This is a genomic window from Lutibacter sp. (assembly GCF_041555395.1).
In the GTDB taxonomy this organism is placed as follows: domain Bacteria; phylum Bacteroidota; class Bacteroidia; order Flavobacteriales; family Flavobacteriaceae; genus Lutibacter.
The window spans coordinates 14009-36184 of record NZ_JBFFKM010000003.1; the positions used below are offsets into that span (position 1 = coordinate 14009).

22 protein-coding genes are annotated in these 22176 nt (G+C 35.5%); 3 read left to right on the forward strand and 19 right to left on the reverse strand.

Features of this window, described 5'->3' with window-relative positions:
• Positions 1 to 108 precede the first annotated feature (108 nt).
• Positions 109 to 1926 (forward strand): cation:proton antiporter, encoded by a 1818-nt coding sequence (locus ABY285_RS01260; protein WP_372766191.1) that lies wholly within the window; start codon positions 109 to 111, stop codon positions 1924 to 1926.
• Between the two features lie 240 nt (positions 1927 to 2166).
• On the opposite strand, the gene ABY285_RS01265 is transcribed toward ABY285_RS01260, so the two are convergent.
• The 15 genes from ABY285_RS01265 to ABY285_RS01335 form a co-directional block, all read right to left on the reverse strand.
• Positions 2167 to 2493: a hypothetical protein gene (locus tag ABY285_RS01265; protein ID WP_372766193.1), complete on the reverse strand. Its 327-nt coding sequence runs from the start codon at positions 2491 to 2493 to the stop codon at positions 2167 to 2169.
• 6 nt (positions 2494 to 2499) lie between these two features.
• The gene (locus tag ABY285_RS01270) at positions 2500 to 3930 is read right to left on the reverse strand and encodes an NADH-quinone oxidoreductase subunit N (RefSeq protein WP_372766195.1); all 1431 of its coding nucleotides are present in this window, start codon (positions 3928 to 3930) and stop codon (positions 2500 to 2502) included.
• Positions 3931 to 3942: 12 nt separating this feature from the next.
• A complete protein-coding gene (locus ABY285_RS01275; protein ID WP_372766196.1) occupies positions 3943 to 5433 on the reverse strand; it encodes a NuoM family protein in 1491 nt (496 codons plus the stop codon).
• Positions 5434 to 5442: 9 nt separating this feature from the next.
• A complete protein-coding gene (gene nuoL, locus ABY285_RS01280; RefSeq protein WP_372766198.1) occupies positions 5443 to 7362 on the reverse strand; it encodes an NADH-quinone oxidoreductase subunit L in 1920 nt (639 codons plus the stop codon).
• A 48-nt stretch (positions 7363 to 7410) separates the two neighbouring features.
• Positions 7411 to 7728 (reverse strand): NADH-quinone oxidoreductase subunit NuoK, encoded by a 318-nt coding sequence (nuoK, locus tag ABY285_RS01285; RefSeq protein ID WP_372766200.1) that lies wholly within the window; start codon positions 7726 to 7728, stop codon positions 7411 to 7413.
• Positions 7729 to 7780: 52 nt separating this feature from the next.
• Entirely contained in the window at positions 7781 to 8140 is a 360-nt protein-coding gene (locus tag ABY285_RS01290; protein WP_372766202.1) for a four helix bundle protein, read from the reverse strand.
• Between the two features lie 8 nt (positions 8141 to 8148).
• Positions 8149 to 8688: an NADH-quinone oxidoreductase subunit J gene (locus ABY285_RS01295; RefSeq protein WP_372766204.1), complete on the reverse strand. Its 540-nt coding sequence runs from the start codon at positions 8686 to 8688 to the stop codon at positions 8149 to 8151.
• 4 nt (positions 8689 to 8692) lie between these two features.
• Entirely contained in the window at positions 8693 to 9169 is a 477-nt protein-coding gene (locus ABY285_RS01300) for a 4Fe-4S binding protein (RefSeq protein ID WP_372766206.1), read from the reverse strand.
• 19 nt (positions 9170 to 9188) lie between these two features.
• On the reverse strand, positions 9189 to 10268 hold the full coding sequence (nuoH, locus tag ABY285_RS01305) for an NADH-quinone oxidoreductase subunit NuoH (protein WP_372766208.1): 1080 nt from the start codon (positions 10266 to 10268) through the stop codon (positions 9189 to 9191).
• Between the two features lie 9 nt (positions 10269 to 10277).
• Positions 10278 to 11399 carry an NADH-quinone oxidoreductase subunit D gene (locus tag ABY285_RS01310; protein ID WP_372766210.1) on the reverse strand — a complete coding sequence of 374 codons (1122 nt, stop codon included), beginning with the start codon at positions 11397 to 11399 and terminating at the stop codon, positions 10278 to 10280.
• Between the two features lie 8 nt (positions 11400 to 11407).
• On the reverse strand, positions 11408 to 11869 hold the full coding sequence (locus ABY285_RS01315; protein ID WP_372766212.1) for an NADH-quinone oxidoreductase subunit C: 462 nt from the start codon (positions 11867 to 11869) through the stop codon (positions 11408 to 11410).
• A 23-nt stretch (positions 11870 to 11892) separates the two neighbouring features.
• Complete coding sequence (locus tag ABY285_RS01320; protein ID WP_372766360.1) at positions 11893 to 12441, reverse strand: NADH-quinone oxidoreductase subunit B; 549 nt, start codon at positions 12439 to 12441, stop codon at positions 11893 to 11895.
• Positions 12442 to 12479: 38 nt separating this feature from the next.
• Positions 12480 to 12830 carry an NADH-quinone oxidoreductase subunit A gene (locus ABY285_RS01325; protein WP_372766214.1) on the reverse strand — a complete coding sequence of 117 codons (351 nt, stop codon included), beginning with the start codon at positions 12828 to 12830 and terminating at the stop codon, positions 12480 to 12482.
• Positions 12831 to 12921: 91 nt separating this feature from the next.
• Positions 12922 to 13938: a 2-oxoacid:ferredoxin oxidoreductase subunit beta gene (locus tag ABY285_RS01330; protein WP_372766216.1), complete on the reverse strand. Its 1017-nt coding sequence runs from the start codon at positions 13936 to 13938 to the stop codon at positions 12922 to 12924.
• Between the two features lie 2 nt (positions 13939 to 13940).
• Entirely contained in the window at positions 13941 to 15794 is a 1854-nt protein-coding gene (locus tag ABY285_RS01335) for a 2-oxoacid:acceptor oxidoreductase subunit alpha (RefSeq protein ID WP_372766218.1), read from the reverse strand.
• A gap of 180 nt (positions 15795 to 15974) precedes the next feature.
• Between ABY285_RS01335 and ABY285_RS01340 the strand changes: the two genes are divergently transcribed.
• The gene (locus tag ABY285_RS01340) at positions 15975 to 16325 is read left to right on the forward strand and encodes a 4Fe-4S binding protein (protein WP_372766221.1); all 351 of its coding nucleotides are present in this window, start codon (positions 15975 to 15977) and stop codon (positions 16323 to 16325) included.
• 67 nt (positions 16326 to 16392) lie between these two features.
• Here the strand turns inward: ABY285_RS01340 and lepA are convergent, their stop codons facing one another.
• Both lepA and ABY285_RS01350 read right to left on the reverse strand, forming a co-directional pair.
• On the reverse strand, positions 16393 to 18189 hold the full coding sequence (gene lepA, locus ABY285_RS01345; RefSeq protein WP_372766223.1) for a translation elongation factor 4: 1797 nt from the start codon (positions 18187 to 18189) through the stop codon (positions 16393 to 16395).
• A 78-nt stretch (positions 18190 to 18267) separates the two neighbouring features.
• On the reverse strand, positions 18268 to 19371 hold the full coding sequence (locus ABY285_RS01350) for a TolB family protein (RefSeq protein WP_372766225.1): 1104 nt from the start codon (positions 19369 to 19371) through the stop codon (positions 18268 to 18270).
• Positions 19372 to 19463: 92 nt separating this feature from the next.
• Here ABY285_RS01350 and dusB point away from each other — a divergent pair, with 92 nt between their 5' ends.
• Complete coding sequence (dusB, locus tag ABY285_RS01355) at positions 19464 to 20444, forward strand: tRNA dihydrouridine synthase DusB (RefSeq protein ID WP_372766227.1); 981 nt, start codon at positions 19464 to 19466, stop codon at positions 20442 to 20444.
• A 57-nt stretch (positions 20445 to 20501) separates the two neighbouring features.
• On the opposite strand, the gene ABY285_RS01360 is transcribed toward dusB, so the two are convergent.
• Positions 20502 to 21704 (reverse strand): ABC transporter permease, encoded by a 1203-nt coding sequence (locus ABY285_RS01360; RefSeq protein WP_372766229.1) that lies wholly within the window; start codon positions 21702 to 21704, stop codon positions 20502 to 20504.
• A gap of 1 nt (position 21705) precedes the next feature.
• Complete coding sequence (gene rbfA / locus ABY285_RS01365) at positions 21706 to 22098, reverse strand: 30S ribosome-binding factor RbfA (protein WP_372766231.1); 393 nt, start codon at positions 22096 to 22098, stop codon at positions 21706 to 21708.
• Positions 22099 to 22176 lie beyond the last annotated feature (78 nt).

The window sequence follows — 22176 nt, forward strand, 5'->3', positions numbered from 1 at the left end:
ATAATTCTATGTTGTCTGAAAAGCCATTTAATATTTGGTAAATTATAATTATATTGCAGTGTTGTTGAAATTTTAAACTGAAGCAATTTAAAAAAATATGATGAAAATATGCTAGAATTTGCTGGGATTATAGTTTTAGGGATTTTATCTCAATGGTTTGCATGGAAATTGAAAATTCCCGCTATTCTACCCTTAATTTTAATCGGATTATTTGTAGGTCCGGTTTCTACCTTAATTTCTAATGACGGCACAAAATGGCTGGAGCCCGTTTGGAACGGTACAGAGGGCTTATTCCCCGGGGAGCGTCTATATAATTTTGTTTCATTAGCAATCGGTATTATTCTTTTTGAAGGCGGGTTAACATTAAAAAGAGAAGAAGTGTTAAATGTTGGGCCAGCCATACTTAAATTGATTACGCTGGGTTCCGCAGTTACTTTTTTTGGCGGTGGTATTGCCGCCCATTTTATTTTTGATTTGAATTGGCAAATTTCTTTTTTGTTTTCTGCTTTAATAATTGTGACCGGTCCAACTGTTATCGCTCCAATATTGAGAAATATTCCCCTGAAAAAGGATGTCTCAGCAGTATTAAAATGGGAAGGAATATTAATTGATCCCATAGGAGCGCTTGTCGCCGTATTGATTTTTGAATTTATAAGAGTTGGTGAAGGATACAACTATACTGTAGAGGCTTTAGTTGAATTTGGAAAAATTATAGTCGTAGGATTTTCTGTTGGATCTAGTTCCGCTTATGCGCTGTATTATTCAATTAAAAAAAAGGTAATACCTTTTTATTTACTAAACGTTGCCTCTTTAGCATTGGTACTTGCAGTATTTGTAATTTCCGATTTATTTGCCCATGAATCGGGATTGTTGTCGGTAGTTATTATGGGAATGATGCTTGGAAATATGAAAACTGATAGACTAAAGGAAATACTTCATTTTAAAGAATCTCTGAGTATTTTATTAATTTCAATATTGTTTATCTTATTGTCAGCCAATATTAATATTGAAGATATGATGTTGCTGTATAGATGGGAAACAGTACTGTTGTTTGGAATTGTAGTTTTTGTATTAAGACCTTTGGCAGTTTTTATGAGTACAACACATTCCGGTTTAAATTTTAATGAAAAATTATTTATCAGTTGGGTTGGCCCAAGAGGAATTGTGGCGGCCGGTATTGCTTCATTATTCGGGCTTAGGCTTGCAATGCTAGGTGAACCAGGGGCAGAATATATTACCCCATTGGTGTTTATGATTGTTCTGGGCACTGTATTGTTAAATGCCACCACAGCCCGCTTATTCGCCAAAATAGTTGGCGTATTTTTAAAGTCTTCTGATGGAATTATTATGATTGGTGCTTCAGACTTTGCGCGTTTAATAGCCGATTATTTAAAGAAAAACGGTAGAAGGGTTGTTTTAATTGACAACAATGTAGAAAATATTGAAAGGGCAAAATTGCTTGGCTTAGAAGCTATGGAAGGCAATGTTTATTCTGATGAATTGTTGGATGATGTTGAATTAAATGATATCGGATTTTTACTCGCTGTAACAGGAAGTTCATTCTTAAATGAGTATGCGATAGACAAATTTTCAAATATTTTTGGAGAAAATGGTGCTTTTAGAATTGCTTCAACTGATGAAATTACTCAAGGAAATCAAAAACCGGAGGCATATTTATTTACGCATAAAGATGATTATATTAACTTAAGTGAAATAGTTCGTGATTTTCCGTTTGTGAACGAAGTCACCGTTAATTCACACGAGCATTATACCAGCCTCTTAAAAGAAATAAACGATGAATTACATTCGATTCCGTTATTTTTAAAGGACAACAGCGGTTTTATTCATATTATTTCTTCCCTAAATAAATCCTTCAAAATAGAAAAGGGAAGCGTTTTAATGTATATTGGTAAAACCTTAGTTTAAAAGTTAAATATTTTTTTGTCAGGATTTTTGACAACCGTTGTTATTTATAAAAAATTAAAGTTAATAGGCCACCAGCATATTGCCATCACTGTAAAAATAAAATAGCTGAATTTTTGATTGAATAGCATGCAATAATTAAGAAACAGAAAATTTAGTGGCAATTCCCAAATGAAACACAACAAATAATAGATGTTGTTTTATTTGATTTTATTGCAGAAGAAATTTTACAATTATCTAAAATTAGTTACAATATTTCCAGTAATGCGGATTGGTTTCTTCGGTTTTTTGATTCCAATAATCTTGGGATACGATTCTTCCGTCAGGGGTTTTTAAATGCCGTTCAAAAACCGAAACAGTAGGGTTAAAAGTCATATCCGTGACAGCAACCGTGTACATTTGCGGATCTCCTTCTGTTTTTATTTTGTCTTCACCAATCACGACTTCAAAGCCGTTTACTTCCAACAGATTTTTTAAAAAATCCCTACGGTTTTCATCCACACCTTTTTCAACAAAAGTAACTCTTGTTTCTCCAATGCTTCCAAATAAATGATTTCCTCCAAGTCCCATAGTGTATTAATTTAAAAAAGTATTACTGATTGAAAATATATAGTCATAAATTGGGCTGTATACACCCGCCACTAAAATACCGATTGCGGCTAAGATTAATCCTAAACGCATATAAACCGGACTTTTAAAATAAGGAATGGCTTGTTCGTTTTTTCTTAAAAACATCGCTCTAACTACCAATAAATAATAGTATAAGGAAATAGTGGCGTTCACCACTGCAATAAATACGAGTATGTAATACCCTTTACTTGCAGCTGCGGTATATAAAAAGAATTTACCAAAGAAACCAGCCAATGGCGGTATACCTGCCAATGAAAACAACGCCAGCATCATTAACAAACTTAATTTCGGATTGGTTCTGTAAAAGCCTTCATAATCGTTGATGTTTTCTTTATTCGAAGCGGAAGAAACTGCCTGGATTACGCCAAATGCACCTAAATTTGAGAAAATATAAACCGCGATAAAATAAACGATGGTTGCTGTTCCCAATTGGTCAACAGACATTAAGCCCAATAAGATAAAACCAGCCTGTGCAATAGATGAATAGGCCATGAAACGTTTTAAATTTTGTTGTCTTATCGCAAACAGGTTACCAATAAACATGGTGGCAATAATAACGATATAAATTATGATATTCCAAACAGGCATTAAAGATTTAAATACCGTAAATAAAAGAATCGTTAAAATAAGAACCGCCGCTCCTTTTGAAATTACTGATAAGTAGGCAGTAACATTAATGGGTGCACCTTCATACACATCTGCTGTCCAAAAATGAAATGGCGCCAAAGATATTTTAAATGCCAATCCTGAAAAGAAAAACACAAAACCTAGAATTGCTAAATTAGAGCTTGTTAAAATTTCAGCCATCGCATCAAAATAAATAGTTCCCGTGGTTGCATATAATAATGAAATGCCAAATAATGAAGCGCCAGAGGCTAATGCCGATGATAAAATATATTTAACAGCACCTTCAGCTGATATTCTTTTATAAGTATCATAGGCAACTAAAGCGGCAATAGGAAGCGTTGTTAATTCAAGACCAATGAAAAACATTAAAAAATCACCTGCAGAAATCATAAAATAAGTCCCAAGCAAGGATGAAATGATCAACATAAAAAATTCTGGCGCTTTATTTTCGTCAACTACTTTTTCTTTAAGCCAGTCGGCCGATTGTAACAATAAGATTAAAACACCCAAACTTAAGGTTGTTTTAAAGAAATATAAAAGCGCATTTGTCCTAAACATTCCGCCAAATAATTCACCCGATGCTAAAGGTAAAAACCCAAGGATGGTATTGACAGCCAATAAAATTAGTGCAAATGGGATTACAGCTGCTTTTTGTTTTTTGTTAGAAAAAATTTCGAATATAATCAACAATAATAAAATTGCCAATAATCCTATTTCCGAGCGCATTAATAGAAAACTTTCTAAGTTCATTTTATTTAATTTTTATAATAACCTTTCCAAAAATGGTTGGATACTTTCTTTTAACATTTCACTTAAACCTAATGGCAAAACACCAATCATAATAACAGGTATCAGCAATAATATCAATCCGGTTTTTTCAAACCAGGTTGCTTTAGGCAAATCTTTATAGTCTTCATTTGACAATGGTCCCATCATAATTTTGCCTACCATTCTTAAAATATAAACGGCTGTTACCACAATGGAAGAAACAACAACAATGGTTAATATTCTATGAAATAAATCCGGGTGTTGAAAAGCTCCGACAAATATGGTCATTTCAGCTACAAATCCACTAAATCCAGGCAAACCTAAATAAGCCAAACCGGTTATTACATAAATGGCGCCAATAAAAGGCAATGTTTTCATAATACCGCCAAGTTTTGAAATTTCTCTGGTATGTGTTCTTCCATAAACCATGCCTATTAAAGCAAAGAACATGGCTGTTAACAATCCGTGCGATAAGGACTGGATAATAGCACCTGTCCAAGCGGTCCTGTTAAACATTAATAAAGCAAACAAAACGAGCGACAAATGACTTACAGATGCGTAAGCATTCACATATTTTAAATCTTTTTGCATAATGGCAGCAAATGCTCCGTAGATTACCCCGAAAGCGGACAATACCAAGAAAAAATCGGACCAGTTCAAAGCGCCGACAGGCAATAAGTACATGGCAATTCTAAACACCCCGTAACCACCTAATTTCATCAACACACCTGCATGTAGCATAGAAACTGCGGTTGGTGCAGAAGCGTGACCTGAAGGCGACCAGGTATGAAATGGAAATAAGGCTCCGATTACCGCAAAACCTATAAATGTCAATGGAAAAAATATGTTTTGTGCGGCTTCAGGTATATTGACCTGGGCTATTTCAAATATATTAAAAGTTAAAGCACCTCCATCGGCATTGGAATTAAAATAAATCCCTAAAATACCAACAGACAGAAGTGCTGAAGCACCCATTAACATTAAAGTTAATTTCATTGCAGAATCCTCTTTTGGCCCCGAGCCCCATATACCTATTAACAAATACATTGGTATTACGGCTATTTCATAAAACACGAACATGGTGAACAAATCCGTAGAAATAAAGAATCCAAAAACACCTGATGACAGGGCAATCAGAGAGATAAAAAATTCTTTGGGTAAATCGTCTATTTTCCAGGAAATAAAGATACCGGCCAATAACACAATAGCAGTTAAGGCAATCATAACCACCGAAATGGAATCGACGCCAATACTATAATGAATATTAAAAGTCTCATACCAAACAACATCTTTGGTAAAAACCATAATACCAGTATTTACGGCACGCTCTTTTAGGTAAGCAAAAATTAAGTTTATGGACATGGCAAATTGAATTCCCATTCCTATTACCGATATAAGTCTTGCCTGTTTTAAGTCTTTTCCAAAAAAAGTTAAAGCCAAAACAATTAAAAGCGGTACTATTACAAAAAGTGATAAAATATCCATTGTATTATATTAATTTATCAATATATAAAAAACAATCATAGCAAGAACAACGCTTCCACCAACAAAGGCCATCGCATAATCTTGCAATTTACCTGACTGCATTCCTTTAATTTTATTTGAAATGGAAACAGTAACATTTCCAATGCCAATCATGGAGCTGTCAACAACTTTTTTATCGAACCAGGATGCTGAAAAAGCCACAATTCCAAAAAGTATTTTCTTTGTGATGAAGATGTATAATTCGTCAAAATAAAGTTTGTTGTAGATCCATTTGTAAACCAGGCCAAAAGCATTTGCGAATTTTTCCGGTAAATTATTTGGTTTTTTATAGAAAACATACGCTAAAAGTATTCCTATAATCCCAACTGTTGAAGCTATCGCCGCTAAAGGCAAATCTAAATGAGCTGTAAATGGCGTAAGGTCCGCTGTTACAAATTGACTAAATGGAATGTAACCAGCGAAAATACTCATAAAAGCTAAAAAGATAAGCGGTATGGTCATTGTTAACGGAGACTCATGTGGAGCGTGTTTGTATTGTTTGTCTTCACCCCAAAAAATTCCAAAATACAATCTAAACATATAAAATGCGGTTAAGCCTGCTACCAAAACACTGCTGAAATAAATGAGTTTATTGCTTTCAAAAGCCGCAACTAATATTTCATCTTTACTGAAAAACCCTGAAAATCCTGGGAAACCGGCAATAGAAAGCGACGCAATTAAAAAAGTAATATGTGTAATTGGCATATATTTTCTTAAACTACCCATGTCTTTCATATAATTGCTGTGAACTGCGTGAATTACAGAACCGGCACCTAAGAATAACAATGCTTTAAACATAGCGTGTGTAAACAAATGGAACATAGAGGCCATATAGCCCAATCCTTCATGTCCTTCGTATTTGGAAACGCCCAATGCCAACATCATATAACCAATTTGAGACATAGTTGAAAAAGCCAAGACTCTTTTTATATCTGTCTGTGTAACTGCAATTAAAGCAGCTACCAAAGAAGAAAGAGCGCCAACATAAGCGACAACCTGTAAGGCAAATCCGTCTTCCACAAAATAGTAGGCAGGAAATAATCGAGCTACTAAATATACCCCTGCAACAACCATTGTTGCTGCGTGAATTAAGGCAGAAACAGGAGTTGGACCTTCCATGGCATCTGGCAGCCAAATATGAAAAGGAAGCATGGCCGATTTACCAACACCACCCATATAAATTAATATCAATCCCCAGGTAAATACGGATAATCCCATAAAGGAAGCAGAAGCCCCCCAACCGGTTATCAACATCCCTTCTTCACTTGTCAGGTCTTGAAAATCAAAAGTGCCTGTATAATAACTGATCAAAAGTATGCCTAGTAAGAAACCTAAATCTGCAAAACGCGTTACAATAAAAGCTTTTTTGGCTGCAGCTACTGCTGAAGGTTTGGTGTAATAATAACCTATCAATAAAAAGGAGGAAGCCCCAACCAATTCCCAAAAAATATACATTTGAAATAAGTTGGTTGCCAAAACCAATCCGAGCATTGAAAAGCTGAATAAGGCCAGGTAAGCGAAAAAACGTGTATAACCATCATCCCCATGCATATAACCTCTGCTGTATATGTGAACCATAAAAGAAACGGTAGTCACAACAACCATCATCATAACAGAGATAGGATCAATCAGTACACCTAAATCTATATGTAGCTTATCTGTAAACTGAAGCCAAGTAGTTTTATAAATAAAAGTTTGATAAACACCTTCTAATTTTCCGTTTAAAAAATAATGGTAGGCGGTATATAATGATAAAACAAATGATGTTCCTAAACCTAATGACCCTAACCAACCCGAAATTGAGGCCGGTATTTTTTTGCTGAATAATCCTAAAACAAGGAACAGCGCTAAGGGAATCAGAGGAATTAATATGGTATAACTAAAATCCATTTTTTATAATTTAAATTTTTTGTCTGTTTAATTTTTAACTAAAACCTTTTAATATTTCATGATTTCTGTATCCTTCACTTCAACGGATGAAATGAGTTTATACAAATTAATTATAATGGCAATGGCCAACGCTGTTTCAGCAGCAGCCAATGCAATAATAAAAACCGAAAACACAGCACCCTGAAGCAAATCCGGATACAAATAAGTGTTGATAAGAACAAAATTTACGGCAGAGGCGTTTAAAATTAATTCAACCGACATTAATACCGTTATTAAGTTTTCTCGTGTAAAAAACCCGTAAACTCCTATAAAAAACAAGATACTTGTTAGGGTTAAAATTTCGTAAATGCTAATACCTGCAATCATAGTTTGTTGTTTTTAATAGTCAGAAGACCGAAGTCCGAAGTCGGAAGTTTTTTCATTGTATTTTCTTTTTAAATGCGACCATCATATTCATTAAGTTGAAAGCGTTTTCATATTGTTCATTAAATTCAATTTCGGAAATGTATTTTCTTTTTGAAGCTTTATGCAGGCATGTGACAACCTCAGCCAAAGAACGAATCGAATATCCCATAAATTTTTTAAATTCTGGATTTGTTTGCCCAATAGCGCCTTCAGAAATATTTAAAGCAATTGAATCTGCAGCTCTTTTTATTTGTGAAGATAAATTGTACAGCTCATTGGTCGGAAAAATTTTAGCTAAGGCATCAATGTCCTCTCCAAAATCCATAGCTTTTTGCCATATAATTAATTTCTCGAATTTAAATCCTATTTCCATTTTTTATGTCAATTTTTTACTTCGGTCTTCTGACTTCGGTCTTCCGACAATCGACTTCCTTTTGCAACGATGATAGCACCAATCATAACGGCTACCAACAGCACACTTATTACTTCAAATGGCAATATAAATCCGCCATCTTCAACACTCAATAAAATTCTGCCGATATCAGCAACTTCTATAGAGGAATATGCGGGATAAGTTTCCGGAAATGGATAGGTGGATATTGCCCAAAGCGTAACCGCTAAACCTGATGCGCTTAAAAGTCCTGCAATGATTTTTTTCTTTAAAGGTGTTTTTTCCAATTCCAGCTCAACATGATGAATAAGCAACACGGCAAAAATGAACAATACAATAATTCCGCCTCCATAAACCGTAAGTTGAATGGCGGCTAAAAAGTTGTAATCAATTAAAAAGTAAAGTCCGGAGATGCCTATTAAGACAAACAGCAAATAAATAACTGCCCTTAAAATCTTTCTGCTGGTTACTGAGGCAACTGAAAATAAAATGATGACCGCAGCGAGTATATAAAATATAATTGTTTCCATAATATTAATCTTCTATTCCGTCTAAAACAGATGAACCTGGTTGGTTTAAAATTTTAGTTAATTTACTTCTGTCATACACTGAATTTTCAAAATTCTGAGCCCATACAATGGCGTCGGTAGGACAAGCTTCAATACATAAACCACACATCGTACACATGGCTAAATGGTAAATATGTTTGTCTATTTCTTTCTTCTTTTTACCTGTTTCCGGGACAACAACCCTGTCCCAAATAATTTCTATGGAACCATTTGGACATGCAATTTCGCAAGCCTGGCAACCAGTGCAATAGTGACGATTGTCGGCATTGTGCGGCATCACCACTTCACCTCTGAAACGATCAAACATTTTAAGTGTTTCTCGGTTGTCGGGGTATTGTTGTGTAATAACACCTTTTCGTGCGCGAATAAAGTAACCTCCTGTAACCGACATTCCTGTAAGTAAGGTTTTTATTCCTTTATATATATCTGAAAAATAACTCATTTTAGTAGCATTTCATTTATTAAATTGTCCAATTCAGCCATATTATTATTGCCATCAGCATTAAATTCATCAAATTTAAAGGCAATAAATATTTCCATTCAAGGGTTAATAATTGGTCGACCCTTAATCTCGGGAAAGTCCATCTAAACCACATCATTAAAAAGATGAGACCTAAAACTTTAATTAAAAACCAAAATACTTCAGGAAACCAGGTAATATTTTCTGTAATTCCGAAAGGCGATAACCAACCTCCAAAAAATAAAACAACAGCAGTGGATGAAATTATAAACATGTTTATAAATTCAGCCAGGAAAAAATAGGCGAATTTCATTCCTGAGTATTCCGTATGAAAACCGGCTCCCAATTCCGATTCAGCTTCAACCAAATCAAATGGCGCTCTGTTGGTTTCGGCGGTACCTGCAACCATAAAAATCATAAAAGCAATGATAGAAGGAATATGGCCTTGTAAAATAAGCCACCCTCCGGTGCGTTGCACTTCTATTATTTCTGAAAGTTGTAAAGTTCCCGTTAACAATACCATAGTTAAAATAGAAAGTCCTACCGATAATTCATAACTTATGGTTTGCAAGCCACTTCTCATGGCTCCAATTAAAGCAAATTTATTATTGCTCGACCAACCGGCCAAAAGAATTCCGATAACGCCAATAGAGGAAATGGCAATTAAGAAAAACACACCAATATTAATGTCGAATGCCTGAAATTGTTTTGAAAACGGAAAAACGGCCATAGCCATTAATGCCGCAACAATCACAAAATAAGGCGCTAGATTGTATAAAAATTTGTCAATTTTGATGGTGCTTGTCAATTCTTTAGAAACCAATTTTAAAGCATCAGCCATTGTTTGTAAAAGCCCCCAGGGTCCAACTCTGTTTGGCCCTATACGCAATTGAAACCAAGCGGCAACTTTACGTTCTAAAAGCACTAAATACAAACCTGCTACAGCGAATAATGCCAAATAAGCAACGGCAATTACAACCATAATAGTATAATTTGCTGCAGTTTCAGGCATTATTGAAAAAATCCAATCTGAGATTGTTTTTGTAATGTTCAATGGAATATTCATTTGTAAAAAATTCATGGTCTATGATTAACGGTCTATATCTGGAATTACAAAATCAAATGAAGCCATTGTTGCCACTAAATCGGCTATTAATACGTCTTTTGAGATGTGATTTAAAATAGATAAATTAGAAAATCCTGGTGAGCGGAATTTTACGCGATATGGGTTTTTGTTTCCGGTACTGTTTATATAAACGCCAAGTTCACCTCTTGCTGTTTCAACACGTTGATAAAATTCACCTTTTGGCAATTTGATGACTGCTTTTGTGGCAGCTTTCGTTTCACCTTCTGGAATGTTATCAATCAATTGTTCAATAATTGAAACGGATTCCCATAATTCCATCATTCTAACTTGATAACGGGCAAAGGTATCGCCTTCCGTAAATAAAATTTCCTTGAAATCAACACGGTCATAAGCGCTGTAAGGATGGTGTTTACGCACGTCATTTGAAAAGCCTGAGCCTCTGGCAACCGGTCCTGAAACCCCAAAAGAAATTGCGTCTTCTTTGGTAATAATACCAACACCTTTTGTTCTTTTCTGAAAAATCACGTTGTCGGTTAATAAAAGATTGTATTCTGGAATCTTGGTTTTAAAATGTGTGATAAAATCTTTAGTGCGTTTTACAAAATTCGGGTGAATATCGAACATCAATCCGCCGGGAGCATTGTAATTCATTGTTAAACGGGCACCACAGGTTTCTTCAAAAATATCATTGATCATTTCACGATCCCTGAAAGCATAGAAATAAGTGGTTAACGCACCTAAATCCATCCCCATTACGCCCCACCATAAGCAGTGAGATGCAATACGAGTTAACTCAGCTATAATGGTCCTTATTACTTTAACCCTGTCAGAAACTTCTATTTCAAGCCCTTTTTCCACGGCCAAACATACTGCTTCATTATTGATGTGTGAAGACAAATAATCCATTCTGTCTGTTAAATGAACAATTTGCTGGTAACTGTCGCGTTCGCACATTTTTTCAATAGAACGATGAATGTAACCTAAATCTGGTTCTACATTTTTTATAAGCTCGCCGTCAATGGTTAAAATTAATCGTAACACCCCATGAGCTGCCGGGTGTTGAGGCCCCATGTTAATAAAATACTCTTCAGTTTTTATTTTATTTTGTACTTCTTGATCAGTCATTTATAAGGCTATTTAATAATCATATTTGCTTCATCTACATAATCTTTTCTCAAAGGAAAACCTTCCCACTCAGGCGTTAAAAAAAGGCGTCTTAATTTTGGATGATTGTTGAATTTTATGCCGAAAAAATCGAATATTTCCAATTCATGAAAGTCTGCTGTTTGCCAAATGTCGTGAACGGAATCCAGGGTTGGATTTTCCCGGTCATCAACCATAACTTTAACAACAACTTGATGTTTTAATTCCGTTGATTCTAAATGGTAAATAACACCCAATGCCGGAACCCAATCCATACCTGTTATGCAAAATGCATAATCAAATTTTAATTCGGGATGCGATTTTAACTGGCTGCAAATAGAGTGAAGTTGTTCTTTGGGAACAATCACATTTAGAAATTCAGACGCTTCGGTCGTAAATTCCAAATCGGTTCCCAAACCTGTAATTATATTTTGTAAATCTTCGTTTGTCATGGTCTTTTATGATTTAATACAAATTATTTTCCTTCATCAAAACCATCAATAGGATTCACCTTTTTGGCCATGTTTTCAGTTTTAATTTTTTGTTGAAGCATAATCATTCCTTCCAATAAAGCTTCCGGTCTTGGTGGGCATCCAGGAACATATACATCAACTGGAATCACATGGTCAGCGCCTTTAATTACAGAATAGGTATTGTAGTAAAATGGACCTCCTGAAATAGCGCAGGCACCCATAGCAATTACATATTTAGGTTCCGCCATTTGATCATATAATCGTCTTAATACAGGCCCCATTTTGTTAACAATGGTACCGGCAATAATAATTAAATCTGCCTGACGTGCTGAAGCTCTTGCAACCTCAAAACCAAATCTTGAATAATCGTGGCGGGCAGCACCTGTTTGCATCATTTCTATGGCGCAACAACTTGTGCCAAAATACAATGACCATAGTGAATTTGCGCGTCCCCAATTGATGACGCTGTCTAATGTGGTTACCACAATGTTTCCGCCATTGCCTCCCGGAATTATTTTTCCCGGAAAATCAGCAGGAACAACTTGTTTCATCCCTTCTTCTTCAAGCTGACTTAAATATCGTTTTTTATCTACTCCCATTGTAAAGCTCGTTTTTTATATGCATATAACAAACCCAATCCTAATATGAAAAGGAATACAATTATTTCTACCAAAGCAACAGTGCCTACTTCTTTATAAACTACAGCCCAAGGCACTAAAAATGCTACTTCGACATCAAAAATCAAGAAAAGAATGGCAAAAAGATAATACCCCACTTTAAATTGAATCCAGGTTGGACCAATAGTTGGTACCCCGCATTCGTAAGGTTCTCTTTTTTGAGGATTATCAGATTTTGGTGATATTAAATCTGATAAAAAATTTGCTCCGGCAACCAATACAATAGCTGCCAGTAAAAATACAATGATGGCTTCTGAACCCATTTTTTATATACTTTTTAATTCGTGGACAAAATTATGGTTTTTAAAAAAAAAATAGCTGACATTAATCAGCTATTTTTGTTATTTATTACGACTATTTTACCTCGTATGTTTCTCCTGAAAAGAAGAGGTCGTCTGTTTTCTTGAATTTTGAATTTGCTTTAACTTGAGCTGTCAGCGCATCTTCTCTTTCTTCAAGGGTAACATCAGTAAACCTTCTGATAACCCCTGTTGCCATAGGATACGCTAATCTTACAAGCATTTGATGAAGCGTTTTATCTTCTTCTTTGGCATTATGAACTAAAATATCTTCTCGCGTTATACCGTTTTCTCCAATGGTTACCACTTCTAATTTCAACTTGTTTAAAATGAGTCCCTTGTCTTTGTTTTTACCAAAGATCATTGGTTTACCATGCTCAAGAAAAATTTGTTTTTCTTCTTTTACATCTTTATCAGTTACATCGGTAAAACACCCGTCATTGAAAATTACACAATTTTGAAGCACTTCAATTAATGAAGTTCCTTTAAATTTATGGGCATCAATAAAAATCTGCGTCATATCTTTAGGATTGTTACCACCAATTCTGGCAAAGTAACGAGCATTAGCACCTAATGCAAGTTCTCCTGGAGAAAAAGGAGGTTGTGTGTTTCCGTATGGAGATGATTTGGTTTTTTGACCTATAAGGGAAGTTGGAGAAAATTGTCCTTTGGTTAAACCATAAATTTCATTGTTGAACAACACCATATTTAAGTCGATGTTTCTTCTTAATAAATGAATAAAATGGTTTCCGCCAATAGCCATTGAATCGCCATCACCGGTCATAATCCAGACACTTAAGTTAGGATTGGCCAATTTTACGCCAGAAGCAATTCCGGGTGCTCTACCATGAATGGTATGCATTCCGTAGGTGTTCATATAATACGGAAAACGAGAGGAGCATCCAATACCTGAAATAAATACGACGTCTTCTTTATTAACCCCCATTTCAGGAAGGGCTTTTTGCATGGATCGCAAAATCACGTAATCATCGCAACCGGGACACCACCTAACTTCTTGGTCACTTGTAAAATCTTTGAATGTATATTTTTTTACAGCTGTTGTAGTTTCCATAATTATACTAATAGTTTAAATTGTTGAATTAGTTCGTCGTTAGAAAATGGCAATCCTTGAATTTTGTTATGTTGAGAAAATTCAAATTTGCTGAAATTAATCTTTAGAATACCGGCAAACTGACCACTATTTAATTCGCAAACAATAATTTTTTTGAATTTAGATAAAATTTCTTCCGTATTTTTTGGCATTGGATTTATATAATTGAAATGCGCAAACCCAATTTTTTTATAGCCTTCATCATTTATTTGTTTTACGGCAGAATGTAAAGAGCCATAAGTTCCTCCCCATCCAATCACTAATAAATCCCCTGAATCTGCAAATTCGGTTTTTAATTCAGGTATGTTATTTTCAACCAGTCTGATTTTTTCGGCTCTAATGAAAGTCATCTCTTCATGGTTTAACGGTTCATAAGAAATATTACCTGTTACACGGTCTTTTTCTAAACCACCAATTCTGTGTTCTAATCCAGGCGTTCCGGGAACTGCCCAGTTACGTGCCAAAGTTTTTTCATCTCTGTCATAAGGATGCCAGTTTTCTTTAACTTCCGTAATCTTGTGATTTTTAATTGCAGGCATTTCAGCAACTGATCTAATTTTCCAAGGTGCCGAACCATTTGCAATATAGCCGTCTGTTAGTAATATTACCGGAGTCATATGTTCCAAAGCAAGTCGCGCTGCTTCATAAGCAAAATTAAAGCAGTTGGCAGGAGTACTGGCGGCAATAACAATCACCGGACTTTCACCGTTTCTTCCGTACATTGCCTGTAATAAATCTGATTGCTCCGTTTTTGTAGGCAAACCGGTTGAAGGTCCACCACGTTGTACATTAATAATAACCAATGGTAATTCAACCATCATCGCCAAGCCTATTGCTTCACCTTTTAAAGCCAATCCTGGTCCTGACGTTGTTGTAACGGCTAAATCACCGGCGAATGAAGCGCCAATGGCCGAGGTAACACCAGCTATTTCATCTTCTGCCTGAAAAGCTTTTACACCAAAATGTTTGTGTTTTACCAATTCATGTAAAATATCGGTAGCAGGAGTTATAGGATAAGATCCTAAAAATAACTCTAAACCGGATTTTTCTGCAGCAGCCAATAATCCCCAGGCGGTAGCGGCATTCCCCATAATAATTCTATAGGTTCCCGGCACCATTTTAGCGGGAGAAATGGTATAGGCATTAGGGATAAGTTCTAAAGTTTCTGCAAAATAATAACCGGCATTAAGCACTTTTGTATTTGCCTCAATCAAATGCGGTTTTGTTTTAAATTTTTTATTGAAAAAATCAATCGAATGCTCTAATGAACGGTTGTACATCCAATAAACCATTCCTAAAGAAAACATATTCTTGCTTCGTGTAATGGATTTGTTGTCTAATCCTTCAACATCTTTTAGGGCTTCTTTTGTCATAGAAGTCATGTCAACTTGAATAACACGATAGTTTTCCAAACTTCCATCTTCCAATGGATTGGTTTCGTATAACGCTTTATCTAAATTTTTCTTTGTAAATGAATCCGTGTCCACAATAATGGTGTGACCCGGTTTTACGGCATATAAGTTGGTTTTTAAACCGGCAGGGTTCATCGCCACCAATAAATCTACATTATCGCCCGGAGTGCTAACTTCAACGCTCCCAATATGAACTTGGAATCCTGAAACACCATATAAACTTCCTTGAGGAGCTCTAATTTCAGAAGGATAATTTGGAAAAGTTGCTATATCATTACCAAACATGGCGGAGGTATCAGTAAACTGGGTTCCTGTAAGCTGCATTCCGTCTCCTGAATCCCCAACAAACCTCACTACTACTGCTTCCAGTATCTCGGGTTGAAGAATTGTTTTTGTTGTAATCATAATTAATGTAAATTAAAAAATTTTGTTTAAATTTATTGAAAATTATTGTAAGTTCAACATAAGGGCTCAAAGGTATATTTACTTTTTTGAAATGGAAATGACTTTTATCACTTAGAGTTGCATAAATTTTATATATTTTTGTGAATTAATATAATAATATAATAATAAAAATTAGTAATCATGGCTATAAGAATAACAGATGAATGTATTAATTGTGATGCATGTATTTCAGAATGTCCAAATAATGCAATTTACGAACCGGATGGAGATTGGTCGTATTCAGATGGAACCTCATTGAAAGGAATGATAACTTTACCAAACGGTAAAGAAGTTGAAGCTGATAAACGAAACGAACCAATATCTGATGAATTTTATTTTATTGTAACTGATAAATGTACAGAGTGTAAAGGTTTTCATGACGAACCGCAATGTGCCTCAGTTTGTCCGGTAGATTGTTGTATTCTAGATGAAGAGCATGTAGAAACTGAAGATCAATTAATAGCAAAAAAAGATTGGATGCACGGAGAATAATTCCGCTAAAAGTCATAAAAAAAGCACCGTTTACGGTGCTTTTTTTAGTTTGTATGTTTATCGGTTTTTAATCGTTCAATTTTAATACTGCCATAAAGGCTTCTTGTGGAATTTCAACATTTCCTATTTGTCGCATTCGTTTTTTACCTTTCTTTTGTTTCTCCAAAAGTTTACGTTTACGTGAAATATCACCTCCATAACATTTTGCGGTAACATCTTTTCTAAGTGCTTTTACGGTTTCACGCGAAATAATTTTAGCGCCAATCGCCGCCTGAATCGGAATGTCAAATTGTTGGCGAGGAATTAACTGACGCAGTTTTTCACACATTTTTTTACCAATGTGGTAGGCATTGTCTGCATGAATTAAAGAGGAAAGGGCATCTACAACAGAACCGTTCAATAAAACATCAAGCCTGACCAATTTTGAAGTTCTCAAGCCAATAGGATGATAATCAAAGGAGGCATATCCTTTAGAAACGGTTTTTAATCGGTCGTAAAAATCGAAAACTATTTCAGCCAAAGGCATTTCAAAAGTAAGTTCAACACGCTCGGGTGTTAAATAAGTCTGATTGGTGATTTGCCCACGTTTTTCAATACACAAACTCATTACCTGACCAATGAAATCGGATTTGGTGATGATGCTCGCCTTAATATAAGGTTCTTCAACCCGATTTAATTTTGAAGGTTCAGGCAAATCGGTTGGGTTGTTCACTAAAATAGGAACATCGGGATGTTTATTGCTGAAAGCGTGGTACGATACGTTTGGAACGGTGGTAATTACCGTCATATCAAATTCACGTTCCAATCTTTCCTGAATAATTTCCAAATGCAGCATTCCTAAGAAACCACATCGAAAACCAAAACCTAATGCGGCGGAACTTTCGGGAACGAATACTAAAGAAGCATCGTTCAACTGCAATTTTTCCATAGAAGAACGAAGCTCTTCATATTCATCGGTATCTACAGGATAAATACCTGCAAAGACCATTGGTTTTACATCTTCAAAACCATCTATTCTATTTTGGGTTGGATTTACGGCGTCGGTTATGGTGTCTCCAACTTTAATTTCAACGGCAGTTTTAACGCCCGTAATTAAATAACCTACATCACCTGCTTTTACACTTTGTTTTGCAACTTGCGTTAATTTTAAAGTACCAACCTCATCGGCATTATATTCATTTTTGGTTGCCATGAATTTAATGCGCTGCCCTTTTTTAATTTCCCCGTTAAAAACCCTGAAATAAGTTTCTACGCCTCGGTATGAATTGTAAACCGAGTCGAAAATTAATGCTTGTAAAGGTGCGTTTACATCTCCTTTAGGTGCAGGAATTTTTTCAATAATCGCTTTTAAAATATCTTCTACCCCAAAACCTGTTTTTCCGCTCGCGTGAATAACTTCTTCAGGTTTACAACCCAGTAATGCAACAATATCATCGGTAACTTCTTCCGGATTGGCACTTGGCAAATCAACTTTGTTTAAAATTGGAATGATTTCTAAATCATGTTCCAAAGCCAAATATAAATTGGAAATCGTTTGTGCCTGGATGCTTTGGGCGGCATCAACAATGAGCAAAGCGCCTTCGCAGGCGGCAATTGATCTGGAAACTTCATAAGAGAAATCTACATGGCCTGGAGTGTCGATTAAATTTAAGATATAATTTTCGCCTTCATACATATATTCCATTTGAATGGCGTGACTTTTTATGGTAATTCCGCGTTCGCGCTCCAAATCCATACTGTCCAACAACTGCTCTTTCTTTTCTCTTGACGTAACTGTTCCTGTTACGTCCAATAATCTATCGGCAAGCGTACTTTTACCGTGGTCAATATGTGCGATGATGCAAAAATTTCGAATGTTTTTCATACTTCGTATTCCTTTCTACTTTTAGTTGCGCAAAGATAACTAAATAAGGGTTAAAAATACGACATGTTTAAATGTTTGCTATTCAACCCAATCGGCAATAAATAAATTAGTATCGTGCGTTCCATTATTATTTCTGTTGGAAGAAAAAACGATTTTTTTTCCATCGGGAGAGAACATAGGGAAGGCATCAAAAACAGTATCAAAAGTAATTTGTTCCAGACCGGTTCCATCAACATTAATCATAAATAAATTAAAACTGTGTTTGGTTTTATGGTTGGAAGAGAAAATAACTTTATTTCCTGAAGGGTGGAAAAACGGCGCCCAGTTTGCGCTTCCTAAATTGGTGATTTTGGTTAAATTACTGCCGTCAACATTACAGGTATATAATTCCATATTTGTTGGTTGCACCAATCCTTCAGCCAATAAGTCTTTATATTCTTTGATCTCTTCTTCTGTTTTTGGGCGGGAAGAACGGAATATTAACTTTGTGCCGTCAGGTGAAAAGAAGGCACCGCCATCATAACCCAATTCAAAAGTGACTTGTTTTACGTTTGTTCCGTCAATATTCATCGTAAACAATTCCAAATCGCCTGTTCTTGTTGAGGTGAATACAATTTTATCACCTTTTGGAGAAACGGTAGGTTCAGCATCATAACCTTCTTCAAAAGTTAATTGTTTTAATTGATTTCCTTTGGTGTCAGCTACAAAAATGTCGTACCCTTTATATACGGGCCAAATGTATTTGTTTCCGTAATCCTCTTTTTTTGGAACAGGAGGACACTCTTTTGAAGCTAAATGTGTGGAAGAATAAATAATAGTAGCATCTCCAGGCAAAAAGTAACTGCACGTTGTACGCCCGGTTCCGGTACTTATAAGTTGCGGTTTTTGTCCTTTGCTTAAATCATCATTAATGCCCATTGTAAAAATTTGATCACATTCCAATCCCCAAATATTATTTACCTGAAACACTAGTTTATTGCTGTCGAAACTCCAGTACGCCTCGGCATTATCGCCGCCAAAAGTGAGTTGTTTTATATTTTTTAAATGTTTTTCCTGCGGATAATGAAGTGTATTTACAATTTTTGTGGCACCCGATTTTCCGTCGTATGCAGTTTTATGCTGGGAAGATTTACAACCTAAAAAGAGTGTTGCTAAAATTAGAAATGATAATCTTAATTTCATGGGTGTTGTTTTAATGAATTCAAAAATACAATTTTATGAATAAATATTGAAATAATTAAAATTGTGTATTTTTGCACACTTAAATTTTTGATTTGATAAAGATAGGAGACATAGAATTGTGCGATTTTCCTTTGTTGCTGGCGCCGATGGAAGACGTAAGCGACCCGCCGTTTAGAGCTTTGTGCAAGGAACAGGGTGCTGATGTGGTTTATACCGAGTTTATTTCTTCGGAAGGATTGATACGCGATGCGGCAAAAAGCAGGAAAAAACTGGACATTTATGAAAAAGAACGTCCGGTTGGTATCCAAATATTTGGCGCAAATTTAGAATCTATGCTAAGAACAGTGGAGATTGTTGAACAATCGAATCCGGATATTATCGACATCAATTTTGGATGCCCCGTTAAAAAAGTGGTTTGCAAAGGTGCCGGAGCCGGTATTTTAAAAGATATCGATTTGATGGTGCGTTTGACTGAGGCCATGGTAAAACACACCAATTTGCCTATCACAGTTAAAACGCGTTTGGGCTGGGACGAAAATTCCATAAAAATTGTTGAAGTGGCGGAACGCTTGCAGGATGTGGGTTGTAAAGCAATTTCAATTCATGGTCGTACACGGGCTCAAATGTATAAAGGTGCAGCAGACTGGAGTCACATTGCAGCAGTAAAGAATAACCCGAGAATGCACATTCCTATTTTTGGAAATGGCGATGTAAATTCACCCGAACGTGCTATGGAAATGCGTGATAAATTTGGACTGGATGGCGCTATGATTGGCAGGGCAAGTATTGGAAATCCATGGTTTTTTAAACAGGTGAAACACTTTTTTGAAACAGGAGAACATTTACCTACCATCACTATTGCCGATCGAGTTGAAATGGCTCGCCGACATTTACAAATGGAAATTGAATGGAAAGGTGTTGAAATTGTGGGTGTTATGGAAACACGCCGTCATTATACCAATTATTTTAAAGGCATCCCTGACTTTAAAGAGTACCGAATGAAAATGGTAACTTCAGACGCTGCGCAAGATGTTTATGATGTTTTTGAGGAGGTTTTACAGAAATTTTCCTGATAAAAAAGAAGTCCTCAGCAATTTTTATTTTCTTCAGGAATTAAACATTTCAATCGTTTATTCGACTAATTTTAAAGAAATTCTGCTGCTGGCAATTTTTGAAGCCAGCAAGCCTAAAACAAGAATGGTCACAAGTACTGTTACGACATTTAAAAAGGTAAATTCAACCGGATAAGCCAAATGTTGCGTAATCATAAACAATTTATATTTTTTCTGAAGCAAAACCAGCACAATACCGGCCGTTAATCCAACCGAGAGTCCAAAAAGCGTCAGTAAAAATCCTTGAAAAATAAAAATGCGTTTAATCTCTTTGATGGTTGCTCCCAAATTGTACAATGTTTTAAGATTGTCTCTTTTGTCTAAAATCATCATAATAATGGCACCGATCACATTGAACAATGCGATAATTAAAATAAGCGTAAATATTAAGTAGGAAGCCAAATTCTCTGTATTCAGCATTTTATAAAACACGGCATTTAACTGCTCCCGGGTTTCAATACTAAATTCGGGTCCCAAACCAGTTGTTAACTGATCAATAATTTCTGCACGTTCATCGCCGTTTTCAACTTTTAACTCAATTGCCGAAATTTGGGTCGGATTGTAATTCAGCAACTCCTGAGCCAATTCCAAAGAAATAAACACGTATTTTTTATCGATCTCATCCGTTAAAGCAAAAACCCCAATAGGTTGTGCATTAATTTTAGTAAAAGCGTTTGCGGGATTGGTGATATAGCCGCTTCCAGGTTTCGGAACATAAATTTTTAAAGGTTCCAAAAAATCATAAACACCAATAGACAACAGGTTCGAAATTCCATTGCCAACCACTGCTCCTGACGGCATATTTTCGTTTAGCCAGGATCCCGAGTAAACAGTGGTGTCCATGCGGTTTACTTTTGTGTAGTTTAGATCAACGCCTTTTATATAGGCAATGTGTGTTTTTTCATTAAAATCGAAAAAAGCGCGTTCTTCAATGACTTTTGAATAGGATGCGATGCCGGCTTGTTTGTTAATGAGGTTTTCAATTTTTGTATTGAAGTCTAACGATTTTCCTTTTATGGAGGTAATTTTAATATCAGGATCTGAAGTGTTTAAAAAACCAATGCTGAAAGTTCGCAATCCGGAAAATCCTGAAAGCACAATAAACAGAGCCAAAGTTCCAATGATTACGCCTACAGCGGCGATAATGGTGATAATATTTATGGTATTGTTGCTGCTTTTAGAAAATAAATATCGCTTGGCTATATATAAGGAAAAGTTCAAATTATCGCTTTTGACGTTTGTTTAAAATATCAGGATTTGTAATTGGATTTTCCTGTTTGCCTTTTAAAGCATTGTCAATATCTTCAATATAATCCAAACTGTCATCCATATAAAAAAATAGTTCGGGCATTCTTCTTAACTGTTCCCGGGTTCGTTTTGCCATTTCATAGCGAATGGTTGCCGTATTTTCTTTAAGACCTTCAAGAATGAGGTCTCTTTTTGCTTGAGGAAAAACACTGATATAAACTTTAGCGTTCGATAAATCGCTGGTTACAAGAACTTTAGATACAGATATAATGATACCTTTCATTCCATCCTGTGCAGCGTGTTGTAAAACATCGGCCAAGTCTTTTTGTAAAACACCTGCAATTTTTTTTTGTCTGTTTGTTTCCATAGTGCAAAAATAGGTATTAAATATACATAAATTTTGTTTTTGTTTTTGATTGTTTTGAAATTAAGTGGTAAAAATTTT

Excerpts from the sequence above, each read along its gene's own strand:
- ABY285_RS01260 (WP_372766191.1), top strand. The coding sequence starts at position 109 with ATGCTAGAATTTGCTGGGATTATAGTTTTAGGGATTTTATCTCAATGG.
- ABY285_RS01265 (WP_372766193.1), bottom strand. The coding sequence starts at position 2,493 with ATGGGACTTGGAGGAAATCATTTATTTGGAAGCATTGGAGAAACAAGA.
- ABY285_RS01270 (WP_372766195.1), bottom strand. The coding sequence starts at position 3,930 with ATGAACTTAGAAAGTTTTCTATTAATGCGCTCGGAAATAGGATTATTG.
- ABY285_RS01275 (WP_372766196.1), bottom strand. The coding sequence starts at position 5,433 with ATGGATATTTTATCACTTTTTGTAATAGTACCGCTTTTAATTGTTTTG.
- nuoL (WP_372766198.1), bottom strand. The coding sequence starts at position 7,362 with ATGGATTTTAGTTATACCATATTAATTCCTCTGATTCCCTTAGCGCTG.
- nuoK (WP_372766200.1), bottom strand. The coding sequence starts at position 7,728 with ATGATTGCAGGTATTAGCATTTACGAAATTTTAACCCTAACAAGTATC.
- ABY285_RS01290 (WP_372766202.1), bottom strand. The coding sequence starts at position 8,140 with ATGGAAATAGGATTTAAATTCGAGAAATTAATTATATGGCAAAAAGCT.
- ABY285_RS01295 (WP_372766204.1), bottom strand. The coding sequence starts at position 8,688 with ATGGAAACAATTATATTTTATATACTCGCTGCGGTCATCATTTTATTT.
- ABY285_RS01300 (WP_372766206.1), bottom strand. The coding sequence starts at position 9,169 with ATGAGTTATTTTTCAGATATATATAAAGGAATAAAAACCTTACTTACA.
- nuoH (WP_372766208.1), bottom strand. The coding sequence starts at position 10,268 with ATGAATTTTTTACAAATGAATATTCCATTGAACATTACAAAAACAATC.
- ABY285_RS01310 (WP_372766210.1), bottom strand. The coding sequence starts at position 11,399 with ATGACTGATCAAGAAGTACAAAATAAAATAAAAACTGAAGAGTATTTT.
- ABY285_RS01315 (WP_372766212.1), bottom strand. The coding sequence starts at position 11,869 with ATGACAAACGAAGATTTACAAAATATAATTACAGGTTTGGGAACCGAT.
- ABY285_RS01320 (WP_372766360.1), bottom strand. The coding sequence starts at position 12,441 with ATGAAACAAGTTGTTCCTGCTGATTTTCCGGGAAAAATAATTCCGGGA.
- ABY285_RS01325 (WP_372766214.1), bottom strand. The coding sequence starts at position 12,830 with ATGGGTTCAGAAGCCATCATTGTATTTTTACTGGCAGCTATTGTATTG.
- ABY285_RS01330 (WP_372766216.1), bottom strand. The coding sequence starts at position 13,938 with ATGGAAACTACAACAGCTGTAAAAAAATATACATTCAAAGATTTTACA.
- ABY285_RS01335 (WP_372766218.1), bottom strand. The coding sequence starts at position 15,794 with ATGATTACAACAAAAACAATTCTTCAACCCGAGATACTGGAAGCAGTA.
- ABY285_RS01340 (WP_372766221.1), top strand. The coding sequence starts at position 15,975 with ATGGCTATAAGAATAACAGATGAATGTATTAATTGTGATGCATGTATT.
- lepA (WP_372766223.1), bottom strand. The coding sequence starts at position 18,189 with ATGAAAAACATTCGAAATTTTTGCATCATCGCACATATTGACCACGGT.
- ABY285_RS01350 (WP_372766225.1), bottom strand. The coding sequence starts at position 19,371 with ATGAAATTAAGATTATCATTTCTAATTTTAGCAACACTCTTTTTAGGT.
- rbfA (WP_372766231.1), bottom strand. The coding sequence starts at position 22,098 with ATGGAAACAAACAGACAAAAAAAAATTGCAGGTGTTTTACAAAAAGAC.